We start from the raw sequence: 24,818 nt of genomic DNA on the forward strand, positions 1-24,818 counted from the left end.
TCGAACTTTCTCAGGATCCTGTGACGGCATCAGGCTGGATACTGCGGATGTCGGGTCGCCCGGACAGCGCCATGGCAATTTCCAGTTCTTCGCGCAGGATGCGCAGCAAGTGGGCCACGCCGAGGGCACCGGCGGTGGCGAGAGCATAAAGATATGGCCTGCCCAGCAGCACGGCATCCGCGCCGAGAGCGAGTGCCTTGAATATGTCGGTACCGCGGCGGATACCGCTGTCCAGCAGTAGCGGCAGCTCGTTGCCGACGGCCGCGCGGATCGCGGGGAGTACGTCAATAGTGGCCGGCAGGCCGTCCAGGGTGCGGCCGCCGTGATTCGACACGATGATGCCGTCGAGTCCGGTTGCCCGGCACTGTTCAGCATCTGCAGGGCTGAGTACCCCCTTGGCCAGTAGTGGCAAATTGCAGTGTTCACGCAGCCACTGCAGATCCTCCCAGCGGGGTGCATCGGCCATAAAGCCATTCAGTATCACACTGCTGCCCGGCGCCAGGTTGCGCGGCGCGGGTGGTTTATACCCCGCCGTATTGGGGGTGGGGATATGGGCGGGCAAGGTGAAACCGGCGCGCTGCACCCGGTTGCGCAGGCCGCTGATCGGTGCGTCGAGGGTCACCACAATGGCCTCGTAACCCGCGGCTTCGGCGCGCTGCAGCAGGTCGAGGGTCTGTTCCCGCGTCGGCTGGAAATAGAGCTGGAACCAGGAAGGCTGTTCGCTTTCGGCGGCAATGGTTTCCAGTGGCGTGGATGCCAGTGTGGAAGCGATGAACGTGGTTTCCAGGGCGTTGGCTGCCGCCAGCGTGGCCAGTTCTCCCTGCGGGTGCAGGAGTTGCTGGTGGGCGATGGGGGCAATCAACAAAGGGAACTTATGGCGGCGGCCGAACAGGTGTACGCCGGTATCTGCTTGGCGAAAATCCGCCAGCAATCTGGGAATGATGTCCAGTGCATCAAAAGCCGAGCGGTTTTTCCGCAGGGTGAGTTCATCGCCGGCGCCACCGGCAATCTGCGCCCACACCGGATCGGAGAGCCGCTGTCTCGCTTCCTGTTCGTAATCGCCGGCGCTTACCAGGTGCACAGGAATGTTTTCGAGGAAGCCTGTTTGTTGGGATTGGTTTGTCATTTGCCTGGCCTATTTATCAGACCTGAATTTTCTGGCCTTATAAAGACAGGCCGGGGGTAAGTCCCCGGCCTGTTTACAGCGATGTGTGGATTACAGATCGTAAGACACGGTCAGCGCAGCACTGCGGGCATCGCCAATGTAGGTGAAGGCACCGCTGCGGTATGTCGCCAGGTAATAGTCTTTATCAGTGACATTGTTAACGTTCAGCTGTGCTTTCAGTTTCTCGCTGAATTGGTAGCTGGCGAACAGGTCGAAAGACGTGTAGCTGGGGACGCGGTAGGTATCACTGGCCGCGGAGTCCGGCTGACCGGCAAAGATTTCGCTGGAATAGTTGGCGGAACCGCCGATGGCGAGCGCGCCGGTGGCCTGGTAGCGCAGCTGCAGGAAGGCGCTGTCGTCCGCGAAGTTTGCCAGGCTTTCGCCAATGCTTTCTTCGTTGGTGGATTTCAGGATTTCCGAGTCCATCATGGTGAGGCCAAACTGGGTGCTGAATTTGTCGCTCAGGTTTCCGACCAGCGCAACCTCAAAACCCTGCACGCGATTTTTGCCGGTGTTGATGCTGCCGGCATCATCATAACTTGAGCCAAACGGCAGGCTTTCCATCACGTCGTCTTTGGTGATCTGGAAGAGGGCACCGGTCAGCAGCAGTTTTTCGCCGTTAAGGTTCCACTTGGTACCCAGTTCCAGGTTGCGGGTGGCTTCCGGGTTGGGCGCGCCTACGTTCTCGCTGTCGGTACAGATACCACCGTAGCCACAGTTTGCGCCTACATCGGATTCACCGCCGTTAATGTTGGTGGCGGTGCCGTAGGTGAAGTACACATTGCCGAGGTCGCTGAAGTTGTACACCACACCAGCGTGACCGTTCACCAGGGTATCGGAGTACTCGTAGTCGGTGGCTTCGCTGGCGCCGCCTCCGAAGGCCGAGTTGCTGTAGTCGAAGCTGTCCAGGCGTACACCAGCGTGCAGGGTCCAGAATTCATTCAGGTCCACGGTATCCATGAAGGAGACAGATGCGGTCTTGATCTGGTAATCGGAATCCCAGTCGCCGCGGGTAATGTCGCGGCCCATCAGGTTGCCGTTATCGCTGATGTAAGCGCCGTTCTCGTCCACGATGCAGTAACCGGGATTGGCTCCGCCGCGACCATTGGTGACGCAGTTGCTGGTACCGGTATTTTCCATATTGAACACCCCGTTCAGAACCGCGAGGTCGGAATACTCGGCGCTGATCAGGAACTGGTGCTGCACGCCGCCCAGCTGGCTGTTGATAAACAGGTTGGCCTGGTTGACGAAGTAATCCACGTCCTGCCAGCCCTGGTGGGTGCTCAGGGATACGGTATCTGCGCCCGGTGCCATCGGGTCAGTGTCTGCGCGCGAGGTGCCGCGGGCGCCGGTCACTACGTAGCCGTTCTCGGTGGTGCCGTAACGGGTGGCATTCTGGAAGCGCAGGTTGTCACTGATGTCATAGCTGGCGCGGAAGGTAAACGTCTGCACCTCGGACTCGAGGAAATCCTGATCCTGGGTGTAGCTGGGCAGGTCGTGTACCGGACCGCCTTCAGGCACGATGTAGGTGCCGAGATCCGGCTTGTCTTCGGCTTCCAGGTAGTAGAAGTCACCGGTCAGGCTCAGCTTGTCGGTAGTCTGCTGGGTGAGGGACAGGGCCACACCATTGCGCTCGCGATCTGCCGGTGCGCGGTCCGGCACTTCCTCGTAGCCGTGCAGCAGGTTGACGCGCGCGGCCAGGGTGTCAGAGAGCTTGACGTTGCTGTCCAGGGTCAGGCGGCGGAAATCGTTGGTGCCGAAGCCCGCTTCCACATTGTTGAAGTCGTAGTCGGTGCTGGCCTGCTTGGTCACGCTGTTGACCGCACCACCGGTGGAACCGCGGCCGGCGAAAGTCGCGCTCGGGCCTTTGGTGATTTCGATCTGCTCGACGGCAAAGCTTTCGCGGGTGGTCATACCCGGGTCACGCAGGCCATCAACATACACATCGCTACGCGCTTCGTGGCCGCGGATGATGTAGCGGTCGCCGAAGGCGTTGCCGTTTTCACCGGTGCCGAGGGTCACACCCGGTTGCGCGTCCAGTACTTCACGCAGGTCACTGCGGCCTGATTCCTTGATTGCAGTCTGGGTCAGTACGCTGATGGTTTGTGGGGTCTTGGCGATTTCTTTTACGCGGCGCGCATCACCGGAAACCTTCGCTTTATAGGGCGCACCTTCTTCCGCGTAGGGGTTGGTATCACTGGTGCGCTCGGTGATCTGCATGGTGTCCAGAACGATCGCTTCTTTTTCGGCCAGCGCGGCCTGGCCCATCAGCAGCATGGGCACGCTCAGCGCAAGCGCGGTTGTGTTGACGTTCAGGCGCGGCTGCGCGGATTGTCGCAGGGAGGCCGGTGCCAGTTGCTTTCCTTTTTTCATGCTCTACTCCGTGAATTTCCGGTTTGTGATCAGTGAATATTCCACCGGGATAACCAGCTTGATGGTCTCCCTGTTCATGGATTCGGGTATCGGCGGCACCGGGGACGCATTCTGCAGCATCGACATCGCCGCCGCATCCAGCTCTGGGTGGCCGGAGCTTTTCTTGATAGCTGCCTGGGTAATATCGCCATTTTTTGCAATGGTGAATTCCACGGTGACTACGCCCTGAATTTTTTCTTTCTTGAGCGCCGCCGGGTAATCCTTGAAGCGGTTCAGCCAGGCCATCAATGCGCTGAAATAGGTTTTGGCATTACCCGCCGTAGCCCCCGCGCTCTGGTGATCGTGGCGCCCGGTAGCGCGCACGGACGCGGGCCTCGGCTCCGGCTTTTTCTCTTCTTGCGCCGCAGGCTCTTCCGCCGCTGAGGTTTCCGCATTGGCCTCCACCGTCGCCACGGCAATCTGGCTGACTTCAGCGGTTTTTACCGTCGTTAGCTGCGGTTGCGGTTCTGGCTTTGGCTCAGGCTCCGGTAATTTCGGCTTTAACAGCAGTTCTTCTGGAGGCTGTGTCGCTTGCGGCTTGGGTTTCGGCTCTGGCTCCTTTTCCGCTTTTGGCGGTTCGGCGGGCGCGGGCTTCGGTTCTTTTTCGGGTTCCGGCGGCTGCAGGATTTCCTCGTAGCTACCGAGCATCCCGAGCCCAACGTCTACACCACCTTCCCCTGTATCCACGGCAACGCCAGCCACCGGTTGCTCGAAGTAAAAAAAGCCGGCGGCCAACAGCAGGTGCAGCACCAGTGCGATAAACAGGGATGAAATCCACTGGATGCTGTTCATAAGCTGCCGCCGCCGGACTGAACTTCAGCGTGCTCGCTGTACAAGGTGATCTGCTCCACACCGGCTTCCCGCAACAGATTAAACACAGCGTCGAGATCTTTCGCCTGCAGGTCGCGATCCGCTTTGACATAAATCTGTATACGAACCTGGGGAAGGGTGGCCGCCAAGGTTTCCAGGGTTACGGCCTTGCCGTCGAACTGAAGCTGGTTTTCTTCATTGATTTTCAACACCGCAGGGGTGATGTGCACCGGCTCCCGACTTTGCGAAACCGGTGGCGTGATCGCATCCTGCTGGTCGTTACTGATCTTTCCCGCAATCATGAAAAAAATAAGCAGCAGGAACACGATATTGATCAGCGGGATCATGCTGTCGTCGGCGCTTTTGCGCGGGCGTGCGGTATGCAGTTGCATTATTTCGTTCCCGCCTTTTTTACCTGGGCTTCCGGCAGGCTCTTGCCCAGCGTCGCGCGGTGCAGGCCGGCCTGTTGCAATGCTTCCAGCGCACTGACGATATCCTGAACGCGCACGCTCGCTTGCGGTGCCAGCAGCACGGCGGCATCGCGCTCAAAGTGCTGCAGCATCGCCGGGGAAAAATCCCGGTAATGGGCGAGATTTAACTCACCATTGGCGAGGCGCAGGCGTTGGTCTGCCTGCAGGATCAGTATCTGCGGTGCCGCGGGCTTTTCTGCCGTTACGGCCGCCTCCGTTGGCGAAAAGAAATCCACCGCACGCCACTGGCTGAAGCTGGACGTCAGCATGAAAAACATCAGCAGGATGAACACCACATCGATCAGTGGTGTCAGGCTGATACCCCGGCGGCGGGACTGAAACAGCAGCGGTGTTTCCGCGGCCTGATCTGGGTAGGTGGATTCCATTTCCATTTGCCTGTTGTTCTGGTGTCAGGCCGGCTGCTGGCTGATATTTGATTTGGCTGCGCCCGCTTTTACAGGCTCGCTGCTGTCCGCCTTGCGGCAGTCTTTTTCCGCAAGCCAGGTAAACAGGCGCTCGAGATCGTTCTGGATTTCCCCCGCCTGTACTTCCACTTTGCGTTCCAGCCAGCTGTGGGCGAGGGAAACCGGAATGGCGACGGCGAGGCCGAGCGCCGTGGTGAGCAGGGCCTGCCAGATACCGCCGGACAGCACTGCCGGGTTCACCTGGGTGCCGGCGGCTTCCATCGCCTTAAACGCTTCGATCATGCCGATCACGGTACCGAGAAGGCCGAGCAGCGGGGCGAGGGTGGCGATGACTTCCAGCGGACGCAGGAAGCTGTTGAGCTGGCTGATTTCCACCCGGGCCAGGCGCAGGCTTTCGTTGCGGATTTTGTCGGTGGGCAGGGTCTGGCGCTCAATCATCCCCAAGGTAAGCGCAAGCAGACGCGCGCGAGGGTTGCGTTGCCCCTTGGTCAGTAGCAGGGCCTGGTTGCGCGCACCGCTCTCCAGATGCTGGAGCGCACGTTCGGCACTGGCGCCGGGCAGCGTCCGCAGTTGCCAGAACTGCCAGAGTTTTCGCAGAAACAGCGTTGTGGCTGCTACGGAAAAGGCGCACAACAGCCAGATCACCACGCCACCCTGAAGAAATAGTGCTATCGCGTGCTCCATCGTGCCGGCTTCCTTGTGTCAGTAATTGTAAACAGGTTGCGGATAATAATGATTCGCATTTATATCTGCAACAGGGTTGGGGCCGATGTGGGGACTTTTTTCGTTAATTGCGTTTTTTGGAGAGGATGTGGGGTGATATGGCGCCACACCGTGCGGAATCTCTGGTGAATGCGCGCGGGAGTGACAGATCTGGTGAACGGGATATCGCTATCGGTGGCCGCTCACAATCCCCGTTCGAGTGCTTGCTGGTGCCAGTCGGCGGGCACGATAAAACCCCGGGTAAACTCCCTGCCGTTGTGGGTACCGGCGACACAGACGGGGCCGCGGGCAAGAATGTTTTCATCCAGAGGCCGTTGCTCACCGTCACCCTGAGTATTGCCGGCGGTGAGCGGGGCCAGCCAGGCGCGTTTCGGCAGGTAGTGCCAGCGACAATTGGCGTTGCGCCCGTTGTGGATAAAGGTCTCCAGTGTGCACCACCAGTAGTCGCAAGCCGACTCGGGCAGAGCTCCCGAATCCGGGAGCGGGCGAAAGAGCCGTCCGGGCATCAGCGTCCACTGGCGAACCGAGGTTGGTCGGCGCTGCATTTGCTGCTCCGCCAGTGAATCGAGCGCCCTGTGGCCGGTACTGGTATGCAGTACCGGAAGCTGGTGATTGAGCATGCGCTCGAGCTTGATATCCAGCCGGTCTTTGAGGCCGGGGCCAATCCAGTCGTCACCAACCTGCAGGTAAAACTTGACCGCCACTTCCCAGTGCTCATATGTGGCATCCGGCAGGTGCTCCACCAGAAAATCCAGTTCACCGAGGGTTCGGGTTCCGTCACGCAGAGGGAGGTTGCGGGCCAGCAGGCGGTAATCCGGGTGATGCTCAAAGGCGAACGCCCACAGGTTTTCAAAATAAATACCCAGCCGCCGGCTCGCGCTCGCTTCCAGTGCTCGTTGCAGTGGATTGTGTAGCGCGTTGCGCATGGCGGGCGTGGAAAAATAATCGTAGAGGCGTATTCGCCGAGACAGCGGAAGCCAGGGCAGCGAAGGGGCAGTACTGATGTCCGCGCTGCTGATCGCCCACAGGAAGTTGGCCCAGTGATCGGGCTCTGCGGTACTCAGAAATCGTTCGGAATTCGGCGGCATGCCGCGAGTATAGGGAAATCAGGATCGAGAGAAAGCCCTGTGATCACCACTTGAAGCGAAAGCCAAGCCTTACGCTGGCGCCGTAGCTGTCTCCGGGATTGTCGAAGCTCGTGCTGTAGTCCACTTCGGTATAGAAAGAACAGTGATCGCCGCATTCATCGTAGGTGGCACCGACGCCGATCTGTCCCCACCAGTCGTCGCGTGCCTGGTACAGGTAGGTGCCGGATACATTCACCCGGGTTTCCGCGTCATAGTAATAAATCGCGTTGGCGATCGCATAGATGTTGATCCGCTCCAGCAGCAGGATACCGTACATATTCGCCGGGGATTTACGCCGGCTTATCCGCTGCTCGAGGGCGACACCAAAGCGCGCGGCGCCGCCATGGTTTTCGGTATCTTTCATATATACGCCGTAGGCGTCGTAGATATCGTCCACTTCTTCCGCGTTATAGGTCAGCTGCACCTGGGGCGTCACGGCGAAGAAATCGCACAGTTTTATCGTGTGCCCGGCTTCCGCGGAAAGGCTAACACCCACCGCGTCGTTGCCGGTGGCGAGGTAGTAGAGTTCATAGGAAAGCAGGTCGGTGTCGAACCAGTTGACCTGGGCCTGCAGGTCCACATAAGTGCCCTGGTGCCCGTACCAGGTTGCGGTGCCGCCAACACCGTAGTTTTCAGTATCGAACTGGCCGTGGCTGAAAAAGGTATCCAGTTCGGTATCCGCATAGGCGTACTGCCCGAACAGGCCGAGGATCAGGCGGCCACCGTAGACAGAAGGATCCACGGAGAAGTCCACGCCCACCTGCACCTGTCCGTAGTCCTGCTGCCACTCGGCGCGGCCACTGGAGCGTTCCGGGGCAAAGTCGTAATACTCGCCCGCCACGCGCATCCACAGACCGCCGCCGTCGATGGTTTTTTCCGTGGCTTCGGTCAGGCAGCAAACACCGCGGTCGAGATAACTGGTGCCGGCCCAGAAACGATTCCCGACACGTTGTCGCAAGGTATTGGGGCGGTTCATGTTACGCAGAACCTGGGCGTAGGTTTCGTACATGACCGCGCCCGGTTGCCAGCGGGGGATCAGGTTGCCGCTGCCGTCGAAGGGGTCGAGCAGGGTGGAGCGCAAATACCAGTTGCCATCTTCGGGGTCGCTCAGCCCGTTGTGGTGCAGGGTATATCCATAGGGACCGCCGACCGTGACATCCTGACGATCGGCGCCCCAGTAATCGCCATCCATTACAAAGGCGTCCGCGGGGGAGTCGCCCTGTATATCGATCACCTTGATACCGTCGCCGGTGGTGAGGGCACCGCTGCCTCCCAGGTTGTATACCCGTACAAACGTGGTGCCGCGAGCGTCGCCGAGAATATTGAGTTGATCGGTCGGCGAGTTATCCCCGGCCAGGCGTGTATCCAGCCACAGGCGACCATTGCGGCCGATGTAGTGACCAAAGCGCCCGTCGTCGTGGGAGGCTATGGTCACCTGATTGAAGCGTTCGTCCTGTAAATAGAGCGTCCCCGCATTAACCACATTCCCCTGGATCTCAAAGCCTCGCGGCAGGAACTCGACAATCCCGCCGAAGCGAATATCCAGCCCCAGTTCTTCGCCATCAGGATCCTGTCCTCCCCCCACCGCGAGAGCGCCAAACAGATCCAGCTTGGAACTGCCATTGACGATGATCCGTTCCCAGTTACGCAGCAAGCGGCCATCGATTTGGTGGTCCAGCTTGAAGCGCAAGGTGTCGATGTCGCCGTCGTCTGCGGTCAGGTCGTCGCCGCCGTCAAGGATGGCGTCTCCTTCGTAGGAGTAGGCGTCGATCTCGAGATAGTCCGAACCGGTGCCGCCCCTGAAGTCATTGATGAGCCCTTCATCCCAGTAGAAGTAATCGTCACCGGCACCGGTATCCAGGAAATTGAAAATAAATCCACCTTCGAGGATGACTTCATCGTCTCCCTCTCCGGTGAGGAGATCGAACACCAGTCCGTCGTAAATGTGAACGTGGTCGTTACCGGTTCCGGTATCGATTCCGCCGCCAAAGAAGGAGCCCACTTCCGAGTCGCGATTTTCCATGACCACGGTGTCGTCGCCATCACCGGTGAGCAGATCGCCTTCGATCAGTGCCCCGTTGATATTGACCGTGTCATTACCGGCACCTGCGTCAACGGTGCCGATTTCCCCGCCGTTCAGATCCAGGGTGTCGTCTCCAGCCAGGCTGTTTACATCGGCGCCTTCGGCATTGTTGTCTTCGTCGCAGAGAATGGTGTCATTGCCGGCGGTACCGGTATTGGATGGCGCGCATTCGGAAACCGCCGGGGATGGAGAAAGGCCCGCGGCCAGCGTGATGACCAGCACAGGTAGAAACCGCAGGCCGTTCAATCCCGCGGAAGAGAAAAAAAGACGCGCTAGATAAATCACAAATGCTCCCGGGGGATGGATTATCGATTGTTATCCGGAACTGGCCTGGGCACTAAAATTCGTAGGTAACCCCAAGATTAAGCGTCCATGGGCTGTACTCGAAGTCGGCGTACAGGCGGTCATAGCCTGGCGAGATGGGAAAAGTTACCGCGCCGTCGGTATCTGTATCGGTATACATCACCGCGGCATTGATCAGCCAGGCGCGGCCATGCCCGAGCCGCCAGTCCAGACCGAGTTGCGCACTGGCGCCCCAGGAATGTCCCATACCGAATTTGGCGAGACCGGTGGCCAGGCCGCTGTCCATCAGGAATCGCTGCATCTCCGGGTTGAGTTCGTCATCGTAGAAATCGGTGTAATTGACCCCGATGCCGAGATAGGGCTGGCCGAGGCAGGTCTCATCCGTCATGTACCAGTTGACGAACAGATTGGCCGAGGTTGTGGCAAAGCGCCCAAAATGAATATTGTCGCGCCCGGGATAGGCATTGAAACGCGTGAGGTCAGCGCCGTGGGTGGCTTCGCCGATATAGAGCAATTCCACGCCGAGGTAATTGAGTGGTCGCCAGACACCGGAAACATTCCAGGTGGTGTCGTCGTCAATTTTCCAGCCGGTCCGGTACAACTCCCAGTGTTGCAGTACATCAAACTTCAGCGAGGTATTGTCATCATCGGGATAGACGAAGCTGGCTCCCAGGCGGACATAAAATCGGGTCAGGTCGACATCGGATACCGGTATCTGTGCCAATGTCACCGCAGGCGAGATGAGTGCCACAGCGGCAGCCAGCGTGAGCTTTTTCATCGTTAACTCCGTTTGACACCAGTTGGCGCCGGGCGAGAATCCCGTATTCCAGCTGGAGGAAAAGCTTTTTCGTGGCGCGGCAATTATTGCTTTAAAAACTGCCGTAGAACTTGCGCGAGCATCAGTAAAAGTAGCATGGGGGTGGGATTTTGCAGGAGCGGTATGCGAGCTCTGTTACTGGGAAAAGATGACCAGTAAAGCAGTTTTCTTCAGCCCTTGATTGCTGGACGCCAGTGTACAGTGGTGAGCTTGCGCCAGGCTGTTCGCGTAAATGAAATGCGCCTGATCTGCCGCAGTGACTTCTGGGGGGAATTCAGGCGACTGCGCGCCACTGCCTGGGTGAACACCCAACCTTGCGCTTGAATGCGCGGGAAAACGCGGCCAGTTCCGAGTATCCGAGAATATCGGCAATATCGCTCAGGGGCAGAGTAGTATTGCGGATGTATTTCATCCCCAGTTGAATGCGGAGTTTGTCCGATGCGGCGCGGAAGTTGGTGCCGAGTTCCTCGCGCAATCTGCGATGCAGGGTACGCGGAGACATATCCAGTGATGCGGCCACATGCTCCAGCGAGAGAGTTCCCTGCTCGACTGCTTCGCGGGCTACCCGGAGGAACGCATCCTCAAAACTTCCCGACAGTACCTGTTCGCTGACTTCCAGTGCTGACTTCAACTGCCGGTAGCCGGACTCGCTGTTGTCGGCGTTTGGTTTTTGCAGCACGTCACTGGTAAAGCACAGGCAGGAAAACTCCTGTCCAAATAAAACCGGGCAGCGGAAGAACTGTTTGTAGGGGCGTACATCTTCGGGTTGCGCGTGGTCAAACTGAACCCGGGAGGGCAGCCAGCCGGAGCCCAATAACTGCCTCAGGATATTAAAGGCGAGCCCGACGGACAGCAGGTGCTTCTGTTTCAGGTCCGGTGCACCCTCGAGATCCACCGCGATGCGCCAGGTGGCAATGTCGTTCTCGACTTCACAGATCGCCCGCGCACCGTTGATATGGACTTTCAGGTGTTCGCCGATGTCAGCAATGGCCTGGCCGACGGTGGGTGCCTCTGCGGCAACAGCCCCGAGCAATCCCATGGTGGTGAGCGGCTGGCGCTTTGCCACCAACAAGCCGAAGTGGGGGGTAGCTGTTGCGTCGGCCAGAGAGTTCAGCGTATCGATCAGTGCCGTGTAGGGAAACCGGGCATCCGGGCTGCATTCGCCGGCAGCGGGGAGAGAGTTGCGTCGGAAGACCGGCTCGGGATCAACGCCCAGCTCGAGGGCGGCTTCGCGAATGCCATCGAAGGAGGCGAGTCGGACTGAGTGCATGGTCATATCTGGCAAAACCTGTTCCGGCATTGCGGCAAAATGCGCGCGGTGGCGAAAAGAGTCAAGTCTTGCCAGTCACTCTCCCGGTCACTGCCGTCGCGCCGACACAATGAAACATCGGCGCGACAGTGCTCAGTCCGCAATTCCTACTGGGGTGTCGGTTGCGCTGGCCGCTGCGGCAGTGCTGCTGCGGCAGATGATCCCGTGCAGGTCACCGTTGCCGGTCAGCGTCGAAACACTGCCGGGCAGCGGGTTGGAAAAGCTCACCGGGGTGATTTTTTCCGCGCGCTCGCGGTTGAATACTGGTGCCTTTGACCAGGCGTATTCACTTAGCGCGAGAATGGTCAGCGACGGGTTGACCCCCAGATTGCCGGGAATCAGCGAGCCATCGATCACGCGCAGGTTCTGGTAACCGAACACCGCGCCGGTGTCGTCTACCACGCCGTTGCTGGCGCTGGTGCCGATGGCCACGCCACCCATCAGGTGCGCGGTGCTGGGAGCGCCGGTTAAAACCTCAGTGACCACATTGCCGGCGGTACCGCCGCCGGCGGCCTCCACATAGTGGCGTGCGGTCTCATGTGCAATGGGGAAGTAATTCGATAGCGGCGCATCGCCGGGTTCCTGGGTGACGCGCCAGCGGAATGGCCATTTGCCGGACTTCACGTGCACAAAACTGTCTTTGGTCTGCATGACCAGAAATATGATGCTGTTGCGGGATTTGCCAATGGGATTGAGCATGCGCAGCGACTTGAGTGGATGTCGCAGCATATTGGCCAGCATGCTGATCTGCCTGGGCACACGCCCATTGGATTCGGTAATCGGCACCGCACTTTGCAGGGCAAAGTTGAAATCACCGTATGGCGCAAAGCGCACGATTTCAATCCGGGTCTCGTCGTCCGGGTCAAACATGCTGGTGATGGCCGGGCCCTCACACACTTCGCGCGGCTTGCCGTCCCGATCCTTGAAGTCGCTGGTGGCAACGATCAGTGTCTCGGAGTTGGTGCGCACCTGGCGGCCAAGCTGCGCCGAGATATTTGGCAGGGTGCGATCCCTGTCCCGGGCCTTCAGCAACAGCGGGATGGTGCCGAACACGCCGGCCGATACCACCACGCCGCGGGTGCGGATCTTGTACGGCTTCTTGAACAGGAAAGCGGTAGAACTCTGTACGGTCAGCTCGTAACCGGCGCTGCCATCGCGCACACCATCGGCATCGGCCAGGGGCTCGATGCGGGTGACCTCGCTCTCCGCGCGGATCTCCACGCCATTGCGTTCGGCAAACCAGAGGTAGTTTTTCTCGAGGGTATTCTTGGCGTTGTGACGACACCCCATCATGCAACCACCGCAGTGGCGGCAACTGTTGCGCCTGGGACCCTCGCCGTCGAAATAGGGGTCGCCGCGGTCTTTGCCCGTGTAATCCTCGGGGTTTTCCGGGAACAGCACGCCGGTGTTCACCACCTGGAAGGAGTCTTCCCGTCCCATGCGCCGGGCGGTTTCCTGCAGGGTTTCATCGGCGGCATTGCCGTAGGGGTTTTTGGTGACGCCGATCATGCGCTGGGCCAGGCCATAAAACGGCAGCAGGCGTTGCTTCCAGTCCTTGTGTACCCGTGACCAGGGCTCGGAATCGAACACTTCGTCGGTCGGGATCAGGTGCACATTGGCGTAGATCAGCGAGCCACCACCAACACCGGCGCCGTGCAGTGCAGTGACCTTGCTGGTGAGACTTACCTGCATGGTGCCGGTCAGCCCAAGCCTCGGGGCCCACAGGAACTTCTTGATGTTCCAGGAGTTGTCCGAGAAGTCCTTGTCCTTCCAGCGCTTGCCTTTTTCCAGTACCAGAACACGGTGGCCCTTTTCACTCAGGCGCAGCGCGCTGCAGGAACCACCGAAGCCAGAGCCGATGATGACCTGGTCGAAGTCAAATCTCTCGTCCATCGCAGATACTCCTCAGGAGGCGGCAATCATTTTTATTGTGGGGAACAGTTAGCCGAGCATAGTGGAGGGACAAAAGCCCAATTTGATATTTCTCGCCAAGTAGCCCAGTGGTTAATGGCAGGAGTGATTGACTGAGCGGTCAATTCAATGGCAGGCCCGACAGGCTTATTCAGGTAGCGAAATGGTTGGGGCGCGTGACGGTGGCTTAGCGGTGTTTCACGGGGGGCGTACAGGCTAACTTGGTCCTATGTGGGAGATGACCAGCCGGCCCGAACCCAGTCTGGGATTTCGAATTTCCCCGGGTGTAAAATCCGCGGTTTCGCGCTCCATGCGTGACACTTGATTGATACCCAAATCAACTCCCGGTCAGGGTTCAGCATGAACCGGGCTGTTGCTGCGGCACTAGGTAAGCCATGTATTCCACGATGTACACCCGCCTGAGGGATCAGGAACTCGCGAAGTCCACCAAACCGTTCCTCGCCAAAGGCAAGAGCGTAAAACGCTGTAACGACTGCCAGATGGGCGAGTTTGCCTGTATGTGTGAATGGCGGCCGACGGCTGAAAGCGATGTGGATTTCGTACTGCTTATGCACCGCAAGGAACTGTTCAAGCCTACCAATACCGGCCGGCTGATCGTGGATGTGTTTCCGCAGACACCGGTTTTCCTCTGGAACAGGCTGGAGGCGCCAGCAGGACTGAAAGACCTGCTGAATGACCCGGATCGCGAATGCTTCGTGGTGTTTCCCGCGGATGGCACCGTGAACTGTAACAGGCCAGTGGTGCAGGCCTTGCCCGCCAGCAACAAGAAAATCACCCTGATTCTGCTTGATGGCACCTGGAAGCAGTGCAGCCGGATGGTGGGTTTAAGCCGCTGGCTGGACGCGACTCCGTGCCTCAGTTTGCCGGAAACGCTGGTGCGCTCCTATGCGGTGAGGGATTCAGGAAAGAGTGACCGTTTTTCGACCGCAGAAGCGGCGATAAGCTGCTTGCTATTGGCGGGAGAAGAGAGCCCTGCTGCTATCCTCCAGCACTACTTTTCAATATTTAACCAGCATTATCTGGCGACACGGGGGGGGCATTCACCGGATCCTGGGGAGAGCCATCGAGTGTTGCAGGCTCTTTGCCTGTAGCCCAGATCGTATCAACGCAATGCTTCAGGGCGCGGCACCGAGTTCGCCTGAAGCGTGAGTGCGTCTCAGGCTTCAGGCTCAACTGCTCAATAGAATTTAGTGTCCATCCCTAAACCAAGCAGGTGGCGACCATAGGTTTGGGAGGCGATGGAGTAGTCTGTTTGCGCATGACTGCCAGTTATCCGGATGTCGCGAAAGAGTCGCTGCATTTCATTGCTGGCAAACCAAGCGTTACCACCGGATACCAGGGACAGCCGGCTTACCGCTTCAATAAGCGCTTTAATGGCATAGGCTTGTTGGCATCGCCAGTTGAGAACATCGTCTGGTGAGGGCAAGTGTTGTGCTGAAGCCCTATCCATCATTTCCTGCCAATCATTTTCTAATAGCAGCTGAATGGACTTTATCTGGTTGGCCGACTCCGCGAGCGCCATTTGAGCGGGAGCATTGTTTATCTCCTTAGCCCCGGAGTAGGCTCTGGTCCGGGCTCGTGTTTTTTCGGTGAATAATTGAACAAAACGGCGAGCAATTCCCAGCGCTACCGCTGCGAATCCAATTGAAAATACCGGCGAAAATGGCGTGAAAAAAATGTCGCCGCTGTGGCTTTTATATCCCCGAGACAAACCAAAGTTAAGCCCGAACAAAGACTCGGTACGGTAGTCAGGTACAAAAACATCCTTTAACAACAAGGATTTACTGCCTGTGCCTCGCAGCGCCATTGTGTCCCAATCGTCTAGAATTTCGTAATCGCATCGAGGAACCACGGCAAAACAGGGGCCGGCTTGCCCCATATTGTTTCTACCCATGTAGCCAAGTACAGCCCAATCTGCGTGATCACAACCGGATGACCAGCCAAAAGTTCCGGAAAGTCGAATACCGCCTTCTACTTCCTCCCATTGCCCGAGTGGCGCGACAGAAGAGCTGATCAGGGCAGCCTGATTCTTACCCCAGATTTCCTCTTGTAGCTGAGGTGAAAACAAACTGATAGCGTGAGAGTGGTTTGCAAGTAGCCCGCAAGCCCAGGCTGTGGAGGCACAGCCTTCCGCTAATCGCGCAATACAGGCGGCATAATCGGGAAAAGGTACTTCGAGACCGCCATAGGCCTTAGCTTGCAGGGCACGGAAAAAACCGGCGTGCCTGAGCAGCTCGACATTTTGTTGGGGAACCATCCCTGCTTTCTCACAGAGGGACGAATTGTCACGTATGACAGGCAGTATCTCATTGATATTGTCGAGTAGCTTCATGGCTTCCTTACGTAATAGCTAGCCGTGCCGATACCTGATACAAGGTCGAGTCGACAAGGCTGGTCCCTTCCTGGACGCGAATTTACGGGAACAATAATTACTGGCAAAAAATATCGGGCTATGGCTAAATCGATGCCGTTTGGATTAACATCTGTTAACCAGGCCACTGTCGGATAGTGATACAGCACACGGAATATGCCATATGACAGTCAAGCAGGGCAAGGATATAGCCCTAATCATTGGTGCCGGAACCGGGGGCCTGCTGGCCGCAGCAGCACTGGCACCGCACTTCAAAACCATTCGTATTCTGGAACGGGATACGTTGCCTAATTTGCCTGCAATCCGTAAAGGTGTTGGTCAGGCTGCCCATTTGCATAGCTTGCTACTTGGCGGGTTGCAAATAATGGAGCGCTTTCTTCCAGGAATCACTCAGGATCTTGTAGATTCCGGTGCGAAGCGCTTGCGCGCAGGTATAGACCAGCAAATACATGAATATGGTGTATGGCTACCAGAGCGCGATTTGGGTTGCAGTATCCTGGCGCAGTCAAGACATTTACTTGAACATGTAATTCGGCGGCGGGTAGCGCAGCTTGACAATGTTACCATCCTCGACTGCGCGCGCATCCAGAACCTTACACTAAACGATGCAAGTTGCGTTACTGGCGTAAGGCTCCTGGGCCCAGACGGCCATACAAAGAATATACCAGCGGATATTGTGGTTGACTGCTCCGGACGCGGAGGAAAGTTTGTAAGGCAATTAAGTAAAACCTTTCCCGGTATGAGCCGGGTTGACGAGATTGCTTCAAATATTGTCTACGCTTCAGCATTGGTGGATAAACCAGAAGCACTGGCTGACAATAATGAAAATATCCTGATCATTGCAGAACCTGGCGCCTCCGCAGGCGGAGCTCTCATCGATATTGAAGATAACCGTTGGTTTGTATCTTTGCATGGCCGAAATGGCATGCAGCCGCCAACGACAGTAGATGAATGGGTAGAGTTTGCCAAGCGGCTTCCGTCCGACCGAATTTACCAGCGCTTGCTGAACGCTGAGAAAGTGCATCCCATCGCGTTATACCGAAAACCACTATCTACCTGGCGCCGATTTGATTTGATGCCAAGTCTCCCGCAGAACTACTACCCGTTGGGAGATGTGGTTACGAGTGTGAACCCAACCTTTGGGCAGGGTATGACTATTGGATTTGGTCATGCAGCAGCGCTCGATGATGCGTTTTCAACTGAAGAAAACGCAAAGGCGATTCAGAAGAAATATATAGATTCGTCGGCTTCCTGGTCACAAAAAGCTTGGCGAGTATGTGCGGCTTATGATGCTTCTTTTGGTAGTGATGTTCAAAAATCAAATAAAAATTACCAGATTTTAAAGGCGCTCTCCTTAAAAAAGCAGTCGGAAATAATCGCGGACACTGCGGCACATATTGGTTGGTTTCAGAGTGCGCAGTTATATAGTGTTTGAAATGCGGCGGACGGTGTGTGCATGGGAAGCATGAAGAATGCTGTTGTAATTGGTTCAGGTGTTGCAGGACTTGCATCGGCTGCAGCGATATCACCATTTTTTAAAAAGGTCACAGTTCTCGATAAAGATACACGAGCAGTAGCTTCTGGTGAGTTTCCATCTGGTATTCGTAAGTCAGTTCCTCAAGGCGCGCATATCCATATCCTCTTGAAAGCAGGTCTGGAGCGCTTGGAAAGTATTTTACCGGGCATAGCCTCACGCCTGGAGAGTCGGGGCTCGGTGCGAATTTGCTGCGGAACTGAACAGCAGATTTATGAATACGGCGGCTGGATGCCATGTCGAGACCTGGGGATGTACTTTTTGTCACAATCACGGCCATTGCTTGAGAGCGTTGTTTATGAATGTGTTGACGAAATAGGAAACGTCGACATAAAGCAAAACTCTAGAGTGGTAGGAATGGACTTTGCCAATTGTTCTGATCGGCCGAAATCTACCGTTTTTCTAAAGGATGGTTCGGAAATATCTGCTGATGTGATTGTTGATGCAGCGGGAAATGGAGCTCCATTTCTTCGTTTAATGAACGAGAAATTATCGGAAAACATTCCTATAGAGGAATCACCGATTAATCTATTCTACGCGACGCTTTATTTCAGGAAGAAGGCTCTATGGCAAGGCAAGCAGGAAAACATCCTTGTCAATCCCGAGCCGGGAGTTTCGAATTTTGGCGGATCGCTTATTTCTATAGAAGATGAATCCTGGTGTGTGTCTTTGCATGGTGCCAATGGTGAAAAGCCACCTAAAGACAAAGACGAATGGATGGCGATGGTGTCGACACTCGCTAACGATAGAATTTGGAACCGTATCCAAGGCGCCGATATTGTAAGTGATTTGAAAATCTACAAGAAGGCAACTTCTATTTTTCGTCGTTTTGACCTTGTCGAAGGTCTCCCAAAAAGCTACTTCCCGATAGGGGACACTATTACCAGTTTCAACCCGATTTACGGCCAGGGAATGACCGTCGCCTTGGGGCATGTTATCGCGCTTAAAAATTCTCTATCGGGGAATGTGGAAGAGTTACATCAAATACATTCAGAATATCTAAAAAATTCTATTGAGGTGTCTAGGCCTGCATGGGATAGAGCTGCATTATTTGATGAGCAGGGAAAGATATTGTCACGAAAAGTTGGAAGGGTCGATACTCTCAGGAAGATTACAAAGGCAAAACACAAAAGGGCCGAGGCGGAAATCGACTATCATCTGGAATTGGCTAAGAAAGTGCACATGCTTACATAAATGCTTGGTTTATAGGCTGTCTGACTGGTGACGGTTGGTGGGATTTCCGTTCCGGAATTTTTAGTGTTGTCCATCCCCAACTTTTGTAAGGTTCTGCTATGTAGGGGATATTTGGTTGTCGCGAACGCCAGTTTTTTGGTTTTCCAATGTTTTTTATAAAAGCATGCGAAATGGATAGCAGAGAGAACAAACAAAATAAAGATATGGGTCGCCAAGATGACAGTGAGTGAATGCCAGGTTAAACACCCTCGTATAGATGACGCAATCCTTAAATATTCAGATCTTACGCCGAATAATACTGCTATTAGATTTGAAAATGGAGTGGTGACCTTTGCTGATCTGTATAAGCGAGTGAATGCTTTGGCATTCTACCTTTACACGACAGGTGTGGGTCCTGGGAAATTCGTGACTGTGTTACTCGATCCTTCAGAGGATGTGGTAGTCGCTATGCTCGCCATTTTCCGCGTCGGAGCCATATACACACCTTTGGATCCGCTTCACCCGGATTCTCAAATCGTTGACCGCGCACAAGAAATTTTACCGTCGATTACGATAACTCAGTCACGTCATAGAGAAAGAGTTGAAGCACTTGATTTGCCATCGGTATTCGTCGATGAAATGAAAGATGTAGAAGTGCCCGGCGTATGGCGACTGGATTCACAACAAAGCGATCCTGCCTGTGTTTTCTTTACATCTGGAAGTACAGGAAAAGCAAAGGGCGTTTTGGGGAGCTATGAAGCTCTTTCAGCTGCGATCATAGAGCCGAGTGAATATTTAGGGGTATCTTCCAGTGACACCCTAAACTCCATTGCGAGATATGCATGGAGTATAAGTATGCTCGAGCTTCTGGGTGCTTTGGTGCAAGGCGGAAGTACCCTGATACTTGATCGGCAGAAGGCGCTTGATCTTGATTGGCTCTCCAATATGGCTGGAGAGTGTACCGCATTTCATTGTCCCCCTGCATTACTCAAAAATCTTGCTGAGTATATTGATCGTGAAAAAAAATATGAAATTTTTTTTCGTGTAAAACTTGTCTGGTACGGCGGGGATGTTTTTGACTATGCCGCAATTGATCTCCTCCAGAAAGTTTTTCCAAATGCTCGTGTAGCTACTGCCTATGGTACAACTGAAATATTCGGATTGAGCCACTGCTACTTCTATCCTCGGCAAAATGACTTGAAAAAGGTTCTCATTGGTAAGCCGGTCGGGTCTATTAAGCAAAAAATTCTTGATGAGAAAGGGGCTGAGATCTCGGTTGACGACGTGGGAGAGATATACATGGGAGGGCCACGAGTAGCGCTCGAGTACTATGGCAATCCGATGGCCACCAAAAACAAGTTCGTTTTTCTGAATGGGGAGCGCTATTTCGCAACCGGCGATTTTGCCAGGCTAGATCAAGATGGGAACCTGGAATATCTTCAGCGCACTGATGATCAGGTAAAAGTTAGGGGCATTCGAGTATCCCTCGGTGAAGTTAATGATTATATAAAAGAATATGTCACCGTAAAAGAATCTGTCGTTTTAACTAAGGAAAATAGCGCGGGAACAAATGAAATTCATGCGTTTATTGTCTTCTGGCCGAGTGCAGGAGGCCGGGTATCTGATCTCAGAAAGTATCTCTATTCCGTGCTTCCTGACTATATGGTTCCTGCGACGCTGACGGAACTAGATACATTTCCATATACGGAAAACTTTAAAATTAACAGAAAGGCGCTTATCTCAGAAGTATTGCAGAAAAGCAATTCTGTAATTGCGCATTTTAGTCATCCTGCATCGATCATTGCTGGATTGTGGGTTCAAGCGGGAAATGTGGTTGCTTCGTCAGAGAGAGATAATTTTTTTGAAGTTGGCGGAAATAGCATTTCCGCAATTGCCCTTGCTTCATTAATGAGTAGTGAGCTAGGGGTCCGCGTACAAGTTGCAGATATTTACAGAAATCCCAGCTTGGAACTCCAGGTTGAATTGGTCTCTAAAGAAAATACTCTGCAAGGTAAACCTTCCCATGAAGAAGAAGTTCGAGGAAGCTTCGCCCAAGTTGGGTTGTTTTTTAGGGAGATTTTCGACAAGCGAGATAGTTCAATAACCTGTACGCGTTATATCATCAGAGATGAAGGGTTTGATGATGATTTGGTTAGAAAGTCTCTCGCAGCTTTGATGGAAAGATATAAAACACTTAGGACTACGATAAAACCCAGTAAGGGATCGCTTAAGCTAAGTCTAACAGAAACGCCATCCACAGAAGAGGTTCTACTGGAGCGAGTTGCCGGTGTTTGGTGTGTCTCGGAAGATGCAGGGGCAAACAGAATTGTTAAGCGCGATTATAAATTCAATCTCGCTAATGGACCGCTTCTGGCAGCATTTTGCTTTCGACTGGATAGTGGTGCTGAGTTGATGCAACTTAGTGCGCATCATATAGCGGCTGATGATAATTCTACGGGTAGAATAGCGAAAGATTTTGTAAAAATTTATGACGCACTTTCCCGAAGCTCTGGATTAGAGCTAAGTCCTATTAAGAACGAATATTCAGAATTCCTTGAGGATCAGAGAAAGCGATTTGAAGCAGGGCTATATGATGGCCGCGCGAAAATAATCGGAGAAAGGCTCATTGAACACCTTTCTAATTCCACTGCTGATCCATTAATTTCTGCAGTAGAGAATGGTGCCGGAGTTGTTAGCGTCAGCTTTAGGTTGTCAGATAAAAAGAATTGTGCAGTAACCTTTGTCGACGTAGTCGCATCTATGTCGTGGGCGCTGCATGGAAATTTTTCACGAAATAAATTCGTGTTTTGTGTTCATGTTGCACTGCGCAAAGATACCGATCAGGATCCACAGGTGGGTATGTTTGTAAATTTGGTTCCTGTATTTATTTCTGTTTCCCCTGATCTGGCTTACTGCGCTCATGTAAAGCAAGTTAGGCAGGCCTTCGAAGAGGCAATGTCTGATAGTGACGTACCTTATGAACTTATTATTCGGTCTCAAGAAGATCTAAGAAGGCTTGGGCGCTTCCCTTTTGACGGGTTCATTAACGAACTGCGCTTCGATGATGAATATCTGCCTGGATATAAGTCTGTCGTTATCCCGAGAACTCTGTCTACGGATACAGGAGAAATTAGCTTGTCAGTAATTCGCTCCAATTCTGGAGTGGAGCTAAAGCTGGAGAGTCCAAGTTTTCAAAAAGGAAAAGAAGTATTGTCTAAGGTGATAACTGAAATTGCAGAGAAGTTGCCTGCTCAAGCTGCTGATGCATAAAAATTTACTTGTGCACTTCTGGACAATTTTACGTTAAGAATGCCATTAAAAAAACAATTTAATCCGGCCGTACGGAGAGTGCATAAGATGAACAGGACGTTGGTGGGCCAGTTGTCACACTTTGCTGAATCACTGGCGGGACATGTTGCTATATCCGATACGCTAGGCAATGAGCTTACTTATTGTAATCTATGGAATACTGCGTCCGAAATCGCGCGTAGGATGGATGAATTTAGGGGGAAGATTGATTTTGCTTTCGTGATGGCGAATCGCGGACCTTTGCAGGCCGTAGCGATATTGGCTGCTCTTATTAGTCGTACACCATTGGCGCTCTTGGATATTCGGCAGGGGAGTTCCCGTATAGCAACGATGCTAAATCAGGGGGAAAGAGTTGTAGGTATCGTAGATACCATCGGTGAAGGCTTTCTAGGAAAGATTGACTCTTTGGAAGGGCTGTCGAGTGTTACTGACTATTTGAAGGTAGATATTGGCCGACTTGACATAGAAGCTATCGAATTTCCATCTGCTGTTGGCTCTCGCGATGATGTCCGAACTGGAAGTTGTATACCGTCCGGTACCGCTTTGATTATTTATACTTCGGGCTCCTCTGGCGTGCCTAAAGGTGTATGCATCGGTGGCTCGGATCTTGATGCTCGTGCATGGGTTGAGAAAGACTGGTTTGGTTTGCAAGAGGGTGACTCAGTTTTAGGCGTTTTGCCCGTAAATTTTGATGTGGGTTTGACCCAATTGTTGGGAACGCTTATTTCCGGTGGGCAATATATTTTTTCTAATTCCTGGTTTCCCTCAGAAATACTAGCGCAAATTTCTGCTAGGAAGCCCTGTGGTATTGCAATGTCGCCAATGGTCTGGAAAGGTCTCTTGCGGATTAGGGATAAAGATGAGTTGTGGGCTGGGATCAATAGGCTCCGGTATGTAACTCTTTCTGGCGGTACACTTCCCTGCGAAGACCTGCGTGAAATAGTGGAAAACGTAAAAAACACTAGTTTTATAAAGACGTATGGCCAAACCGAAATGTTTCGAATTGCTTCCTGTAAGGTTGGTTCTAACCCGGCTGACCTGACATCAGTAGGTGCTGTATATCCTGGCGTTGAAATTTCGATCGTCAATGATTTGGGAGAGCCACTTTCGATTGGTGTTGAAGGAAATATTGTGGCGGCAGGGCTAGGTCGCATGATTGGTTACGTGGGCGGTGAATCGCTGAATCCCGAAGATACCGTTAATACTGGAGATCTCGGTTATATGGATAGTACCGGCCGGCTCTTTGTTTCCGGAAGAAAGAGTGAAATGATAAAAATTATGGATCAGAGAGTCTTTCCTCAGGATGTGGCTAGCAGTATTAAGGCGGTTTTAAATGTGTCCGACGTCGTAGTGCTCGCTTCGTCCGGTGAGGATCCAATATTGAGCGCTGTAGTCGAGTTGGGTGGAAAGGAAAGTTTGGATGAGAGTACGTGCTACAGCGTTCTTCGGCAAAGACTGGCCTCGCATATGGTACCAAAGAAAATTTACTTTATAAGAGAAATTCCGACCACGATAAGTGGCAAGGTTGATGTTCCAGCGCTGAAGGACTTTATGCGAATTCAGGATGAAGTCCGGAAATCGCAGAAGACTCACTAAGGAAAAAGTTTATGAATTTTGATGAATTTTCAATCGAAGCTATTTGCGATGCTGGGAAGAAATTTGGGACGCCGTTTTATTTTTATGACCTGGATATACTAAAGCGTAATATCGGAAAGCTGAAGACGGCAGCTAGTGGATTCAAAATACGATACGCGGTAAAGACAAATCCAAACCCGTTTATTTTGAGGTGGCTTAAAGATCATGTCGATTCTTTGGATGTTTCTTCATCCGGGGAGATAAATCATGCTTCAAAGAATGGCTGGCTTGGTGAAGATATGGAGTTTACCGGGCCAGCTAAAAAAAATTCAGATTTGAAACTGGCGCTTGATCTAAACGTTAAATCTATCGTGATTGAAGATTTAGGAGAGGCTGTTGCGCTAAATAAATTAGCAGAAGATCGCGGGTTGGTTGCTCGTGTTCTAATACGAATTGCTCCTTCCCTGGCGGAAGAGAATTTTGGTGTCCGCTTAGCTGGTCGGCCCACCCAGTTTGGTATTGATCAGGATAAATTACCTGAAGTGTTCGCCGAGTTAAGGCAGTTGTCAAATATTCGGGTTGCTGGTTTTCACATCTATTCGGGAAGCCAATGCCTGAATGATGAATCTATCGCGACGCACTTTGGCAATATGTGGTCTATTTTTAAACAAGCAATACACGATTGGGGGGCACCTATAGATGAGCTCGTGTTTGGAGCCGGTATGGGTATCCCCTATCACGATGGCGACAACGCCCTGAAGTTAGATCATCTTCCAGAAGTGGCTGAGTCGATCATAGAAGACGTTAGATCTATAAGCGATGAAATAGACTGCCATATTGAAGTTGGGCGCTTTCTCATTGGCACCGCAGGGCTATTTGTTACAGAAGTAGTCAGGGTCAAAGAGTCAAAAAATTCAAATATCGCAATTTGCGATGGTGGAATGAATAATAACCTTGGGGCATGTGGCCATCTTGGCGGGATTTCGCACCGACATTACTCAATGCTCAATGTAACAGGTCAGAGTGGAGAAAAAGAGAAGTACAGAGTAGTGGGGCCACTGTGCACAGCTATTGATACGCTTGCTCATCGCGTGATGCTTCCTAAAGTCTCGGAGGGTGACCTTATTGCTGTTGGATGCTCCGGGAGCTACGGGCCAACGGCGAGTCCACTATTCTTCATAGCGCACGACCTGCCGAGAGAGGTTGTCTTCACTGAGAGCGAGGGCAGAGAAAGTAAGTTCGAGGATGCTACCTGGATTAAACATTCGTTTTAATAGCAT

At 53.7% G+C, this 24,818-nt stretch carries 18 protein-coding genes; 6 read left to right on the forward strand and 12 right to left on the reverse strand.

The window, feature by feature from the left end:
• Positions 1-10 precede the first annotated feature (10 nt).
• The 11 genes from ACNKU7_RS03105 to ACNKU7_RS03155 form a co-directional block, all read right to left on the reverse strand.
• Positions 11-1,126 (reverse strand): alpha-hydroxy acid oxidase, encoded by a 1,116-nt coding sequence (locus ACNKU7_RS03105; protein WP_418295497.1) that lies wholly within the window; start codon positions 1,124-1,126, stop codon positions 11-13.
• A gap of 90 nt (positions 1,127-1,216) precedes the next feature.
• Complete coding sequence (locus ACNKU7_RS03110; protein WP_418295498.1) at positions 1,217-3,538, reverse strand: TonB-dependent receptor; 2,322 nt, start codon at positions 3,536-3,538, stop codon at positions 1,217-1,219.
• 3 nt (positions 3,539-3,541) lie between these two features.
• Complete coding sequence (locus ACNKU7_RS03115; RefSeq protein ID WP_418295499.1) at positions 3,542-4,369, reverse strand: energy transducer TonB; 828 nt, start codon at positions 4,367-4,369, stop codon at positions 3,542-3,544.
• A complete protein-coding gene (locus tag ACNKU7_RS03120; protein WP_418295500.1) occupies positions 4,366-4,779 on the reverse strand; it encodes an ExbD/TolR family protein in 414 nt (137 codons plus the stop codon). Before ACNKU7_RS03120 ends, ACNKU7_RS03115 begins: the two co-directional genes overlap by 4 nt.
• Entirely contained in the window at positions 4,779-5,243 is a 465-nt protein-coding gene (locus ACNKU7_RS03125) for an ExbD/TolR family protein (RefSeq protein ID WP_418295501.1), read from the reverse strand. The genes ACNKU7_RS03120 and ACNKU7_RS03125 overlap by 1 nt, the downstream gene beginning before the upstream one ends.
• Positions 5,244-5,267: 24 nt before the next feature.
• The gene (locus ACNKU7_RS03130) at positions 5,268-5,966 is read right to left on the reverse strand and encodes a MotA/TolQ/ExbB proton channel family protein (protein ID WP_418295502.1); all 699 of its coding nucleotides are present in this window, start codon (positions 5,964-5,966) and stop codon (positions 5,268-5,270) included.
• A 221-nt stretch (positions 5,967-6,187) separates the two neighbouring features.
• The gene (locus tag ACNKU7_RS03135) at positions 6,188-7,093 is read right to left on the reverse strand and encodes a DUF1853 family protein (RefSeq protein WP_418295503.1); all 906 of its coding nucleotides are present in this window, start codon (positions 7,091-7,093) and stop codon (positions 6,188-6,190) included.
• Between the two features lie 43 nt (positions 7,094-7,136).
• Positions 7,137-9,500 carry an autotransporter family protein gene (locus tag ACNKU7_RS03140; protein WP_418295504.1) on the reverse strand — a complete coding sequence of 788 codons (2,364 nt, stop codon included), beginning with the start codon at positions 9,498-9,500 and terminating at the stop codon, positions 7,137-7,139.
• A 52-nt stretch (positions 9,501-9,552) separates the two neighbouring features.
• Complete coding sequence (locus tag ACNKU7_RS03145) at positions 9,553-10,296, reverse strand: OmpW/AlkL family protein (RefSeq protein ID WP_418295505.1); 744 nt, start codon at positions 10,294-10,296, stop codon at positions 9,553-9,555.
• Positions 10,297-10,609: 313 nt separating this feature from the next.
• Entirely contained in the window at positions 10,610-11,605 is a 996-nt protein-coding gene (locus tag ACNKU7_RS03150) for an AraC family transcriptional regulator (protein ID WP_418295506.1), read from the reverse strand.
• A 132-nt stretch (positions 11,606-11,737) separates the two neighbouring features.
• Positions 11,738-13,537 (reverse strand): GMC oxidoreductase, encoded by a 1,800-nt coding sequence (locus ACNKU7_RS03155; protein ID WP_418295507.1) that lies wholly within the window; start codon positions 13,535-13,537, stop codon positions 11,738-11,740.
• Positions 13,538-13,950: 413 nt separating this feature from the next.
• Here ACNKU7_RS03155 and ACNKU7_RS03160 point away from each other — a divergent pair, with 413 nt between their 5' ends.
• A complete protein-coding gene (locus ACNKU7_RS03160; RefSeq protein WP_418295508.1) occupies positions 13,951-14,667 on the forward strand; it encodes a tRNA-uridine aminocarboxypropyltransferase in 717 nt (238 codons plus the stop codon).
• Between the two features lie 86 nt (positions 14,668-14,753).
• Here the strand turns inward: ACNKU7_RS03160 and ACNKU7_RS03165 are convergent, their stop codons facing one another.
• A complete protein-coding gene (locus tag ACNKU7_RS03165) occupies positions 14,754-15,908 on the reverse strand; it encodes an acyl-CoA dehydrogenase family protein (RefSeq protein WP_418295509.1) in 1,155 nt (384 codons plus the stop codon).
• Positions 15,909-16,110: 202 nt separating this feature from the next.
• Between ACNKU7_RS03165 and ACNKU7_RS03170 the strand changes: the two genes are divergently transcribed.
• From ACNKU7_RS03170 to ACNKU7_RS03190, 5 genes are all read left to right on the forward strand, one after another.
• Entirely contained in the window at positions 16,111-17,382 is a 1,272-nt protein-coding gene (locus ACNKU7_RS03170) for an FAD-dependent monooxygenase (protein ID WP_418295510.1), read from the forward strand.
• A gap of 21 nt (positions 17,383-17,403) precedes the next feature.
• Positions 17,404-18,675 (forward strand): FAD-dependent oxidoreductase, encoded by a 1,272-nt coding sequence (locus ACNKU7_RS03175; RefSeq protein WP_418295511.1) that lies wholly within the window; start codon positions 17,404-17,406, stop codon positions 18,673-18,675.
• A 216-nt stretch (positions 18,676-18,891) separates the two neighbouring features.
• On the forward strand, positions 18,892-21,924 hold the full coding sequence (locus ACNKU7_RS03180; RefSeq protein ID WP_418295512.1) for an AMP-binding protein: 3,033 nt from the start codon (positions 18,892-18,894) through the stop codon (positions 21,922-21,924).
• 87 nt (positions 21,925-22,011) lie between these two features.
• Complete coding sequence (locus ACNKU7_RS03185) at positions 22,012-23,559, forward strand: class I adenylate-forming enzyme family protein (protein ID WP_418295513.1); 1,548 nt, start codon at positions 22,012-22,014, stop codon at positions 23,557-23,559.
• A gap of 11 nt (positions 23,560-23,570) precedes the next feature.
• Positions 23,571-24,812, forward strand: a complete 1,242-nt coding sequence (locus ACNKU7_RS03190; protein ID WP_418295514.1) for an alanine racemase — start codon at positions 23,571-23,573, stop codon at positions 24,810-24,812.
• The last annotated feature ends 6 nt before the right edge of the window (positions 24,813-24,818 follow it).

It is taken from the genome of Microbulbifer weihaiensis, from assembly GCF_048323715.1.
Classification (GTDB): domain Bacteria; phylum Pseudomonadota; class Gammaproteobacteria; order Pseudomonadales; family Cellvibrionaceae; genus Microbulbifer.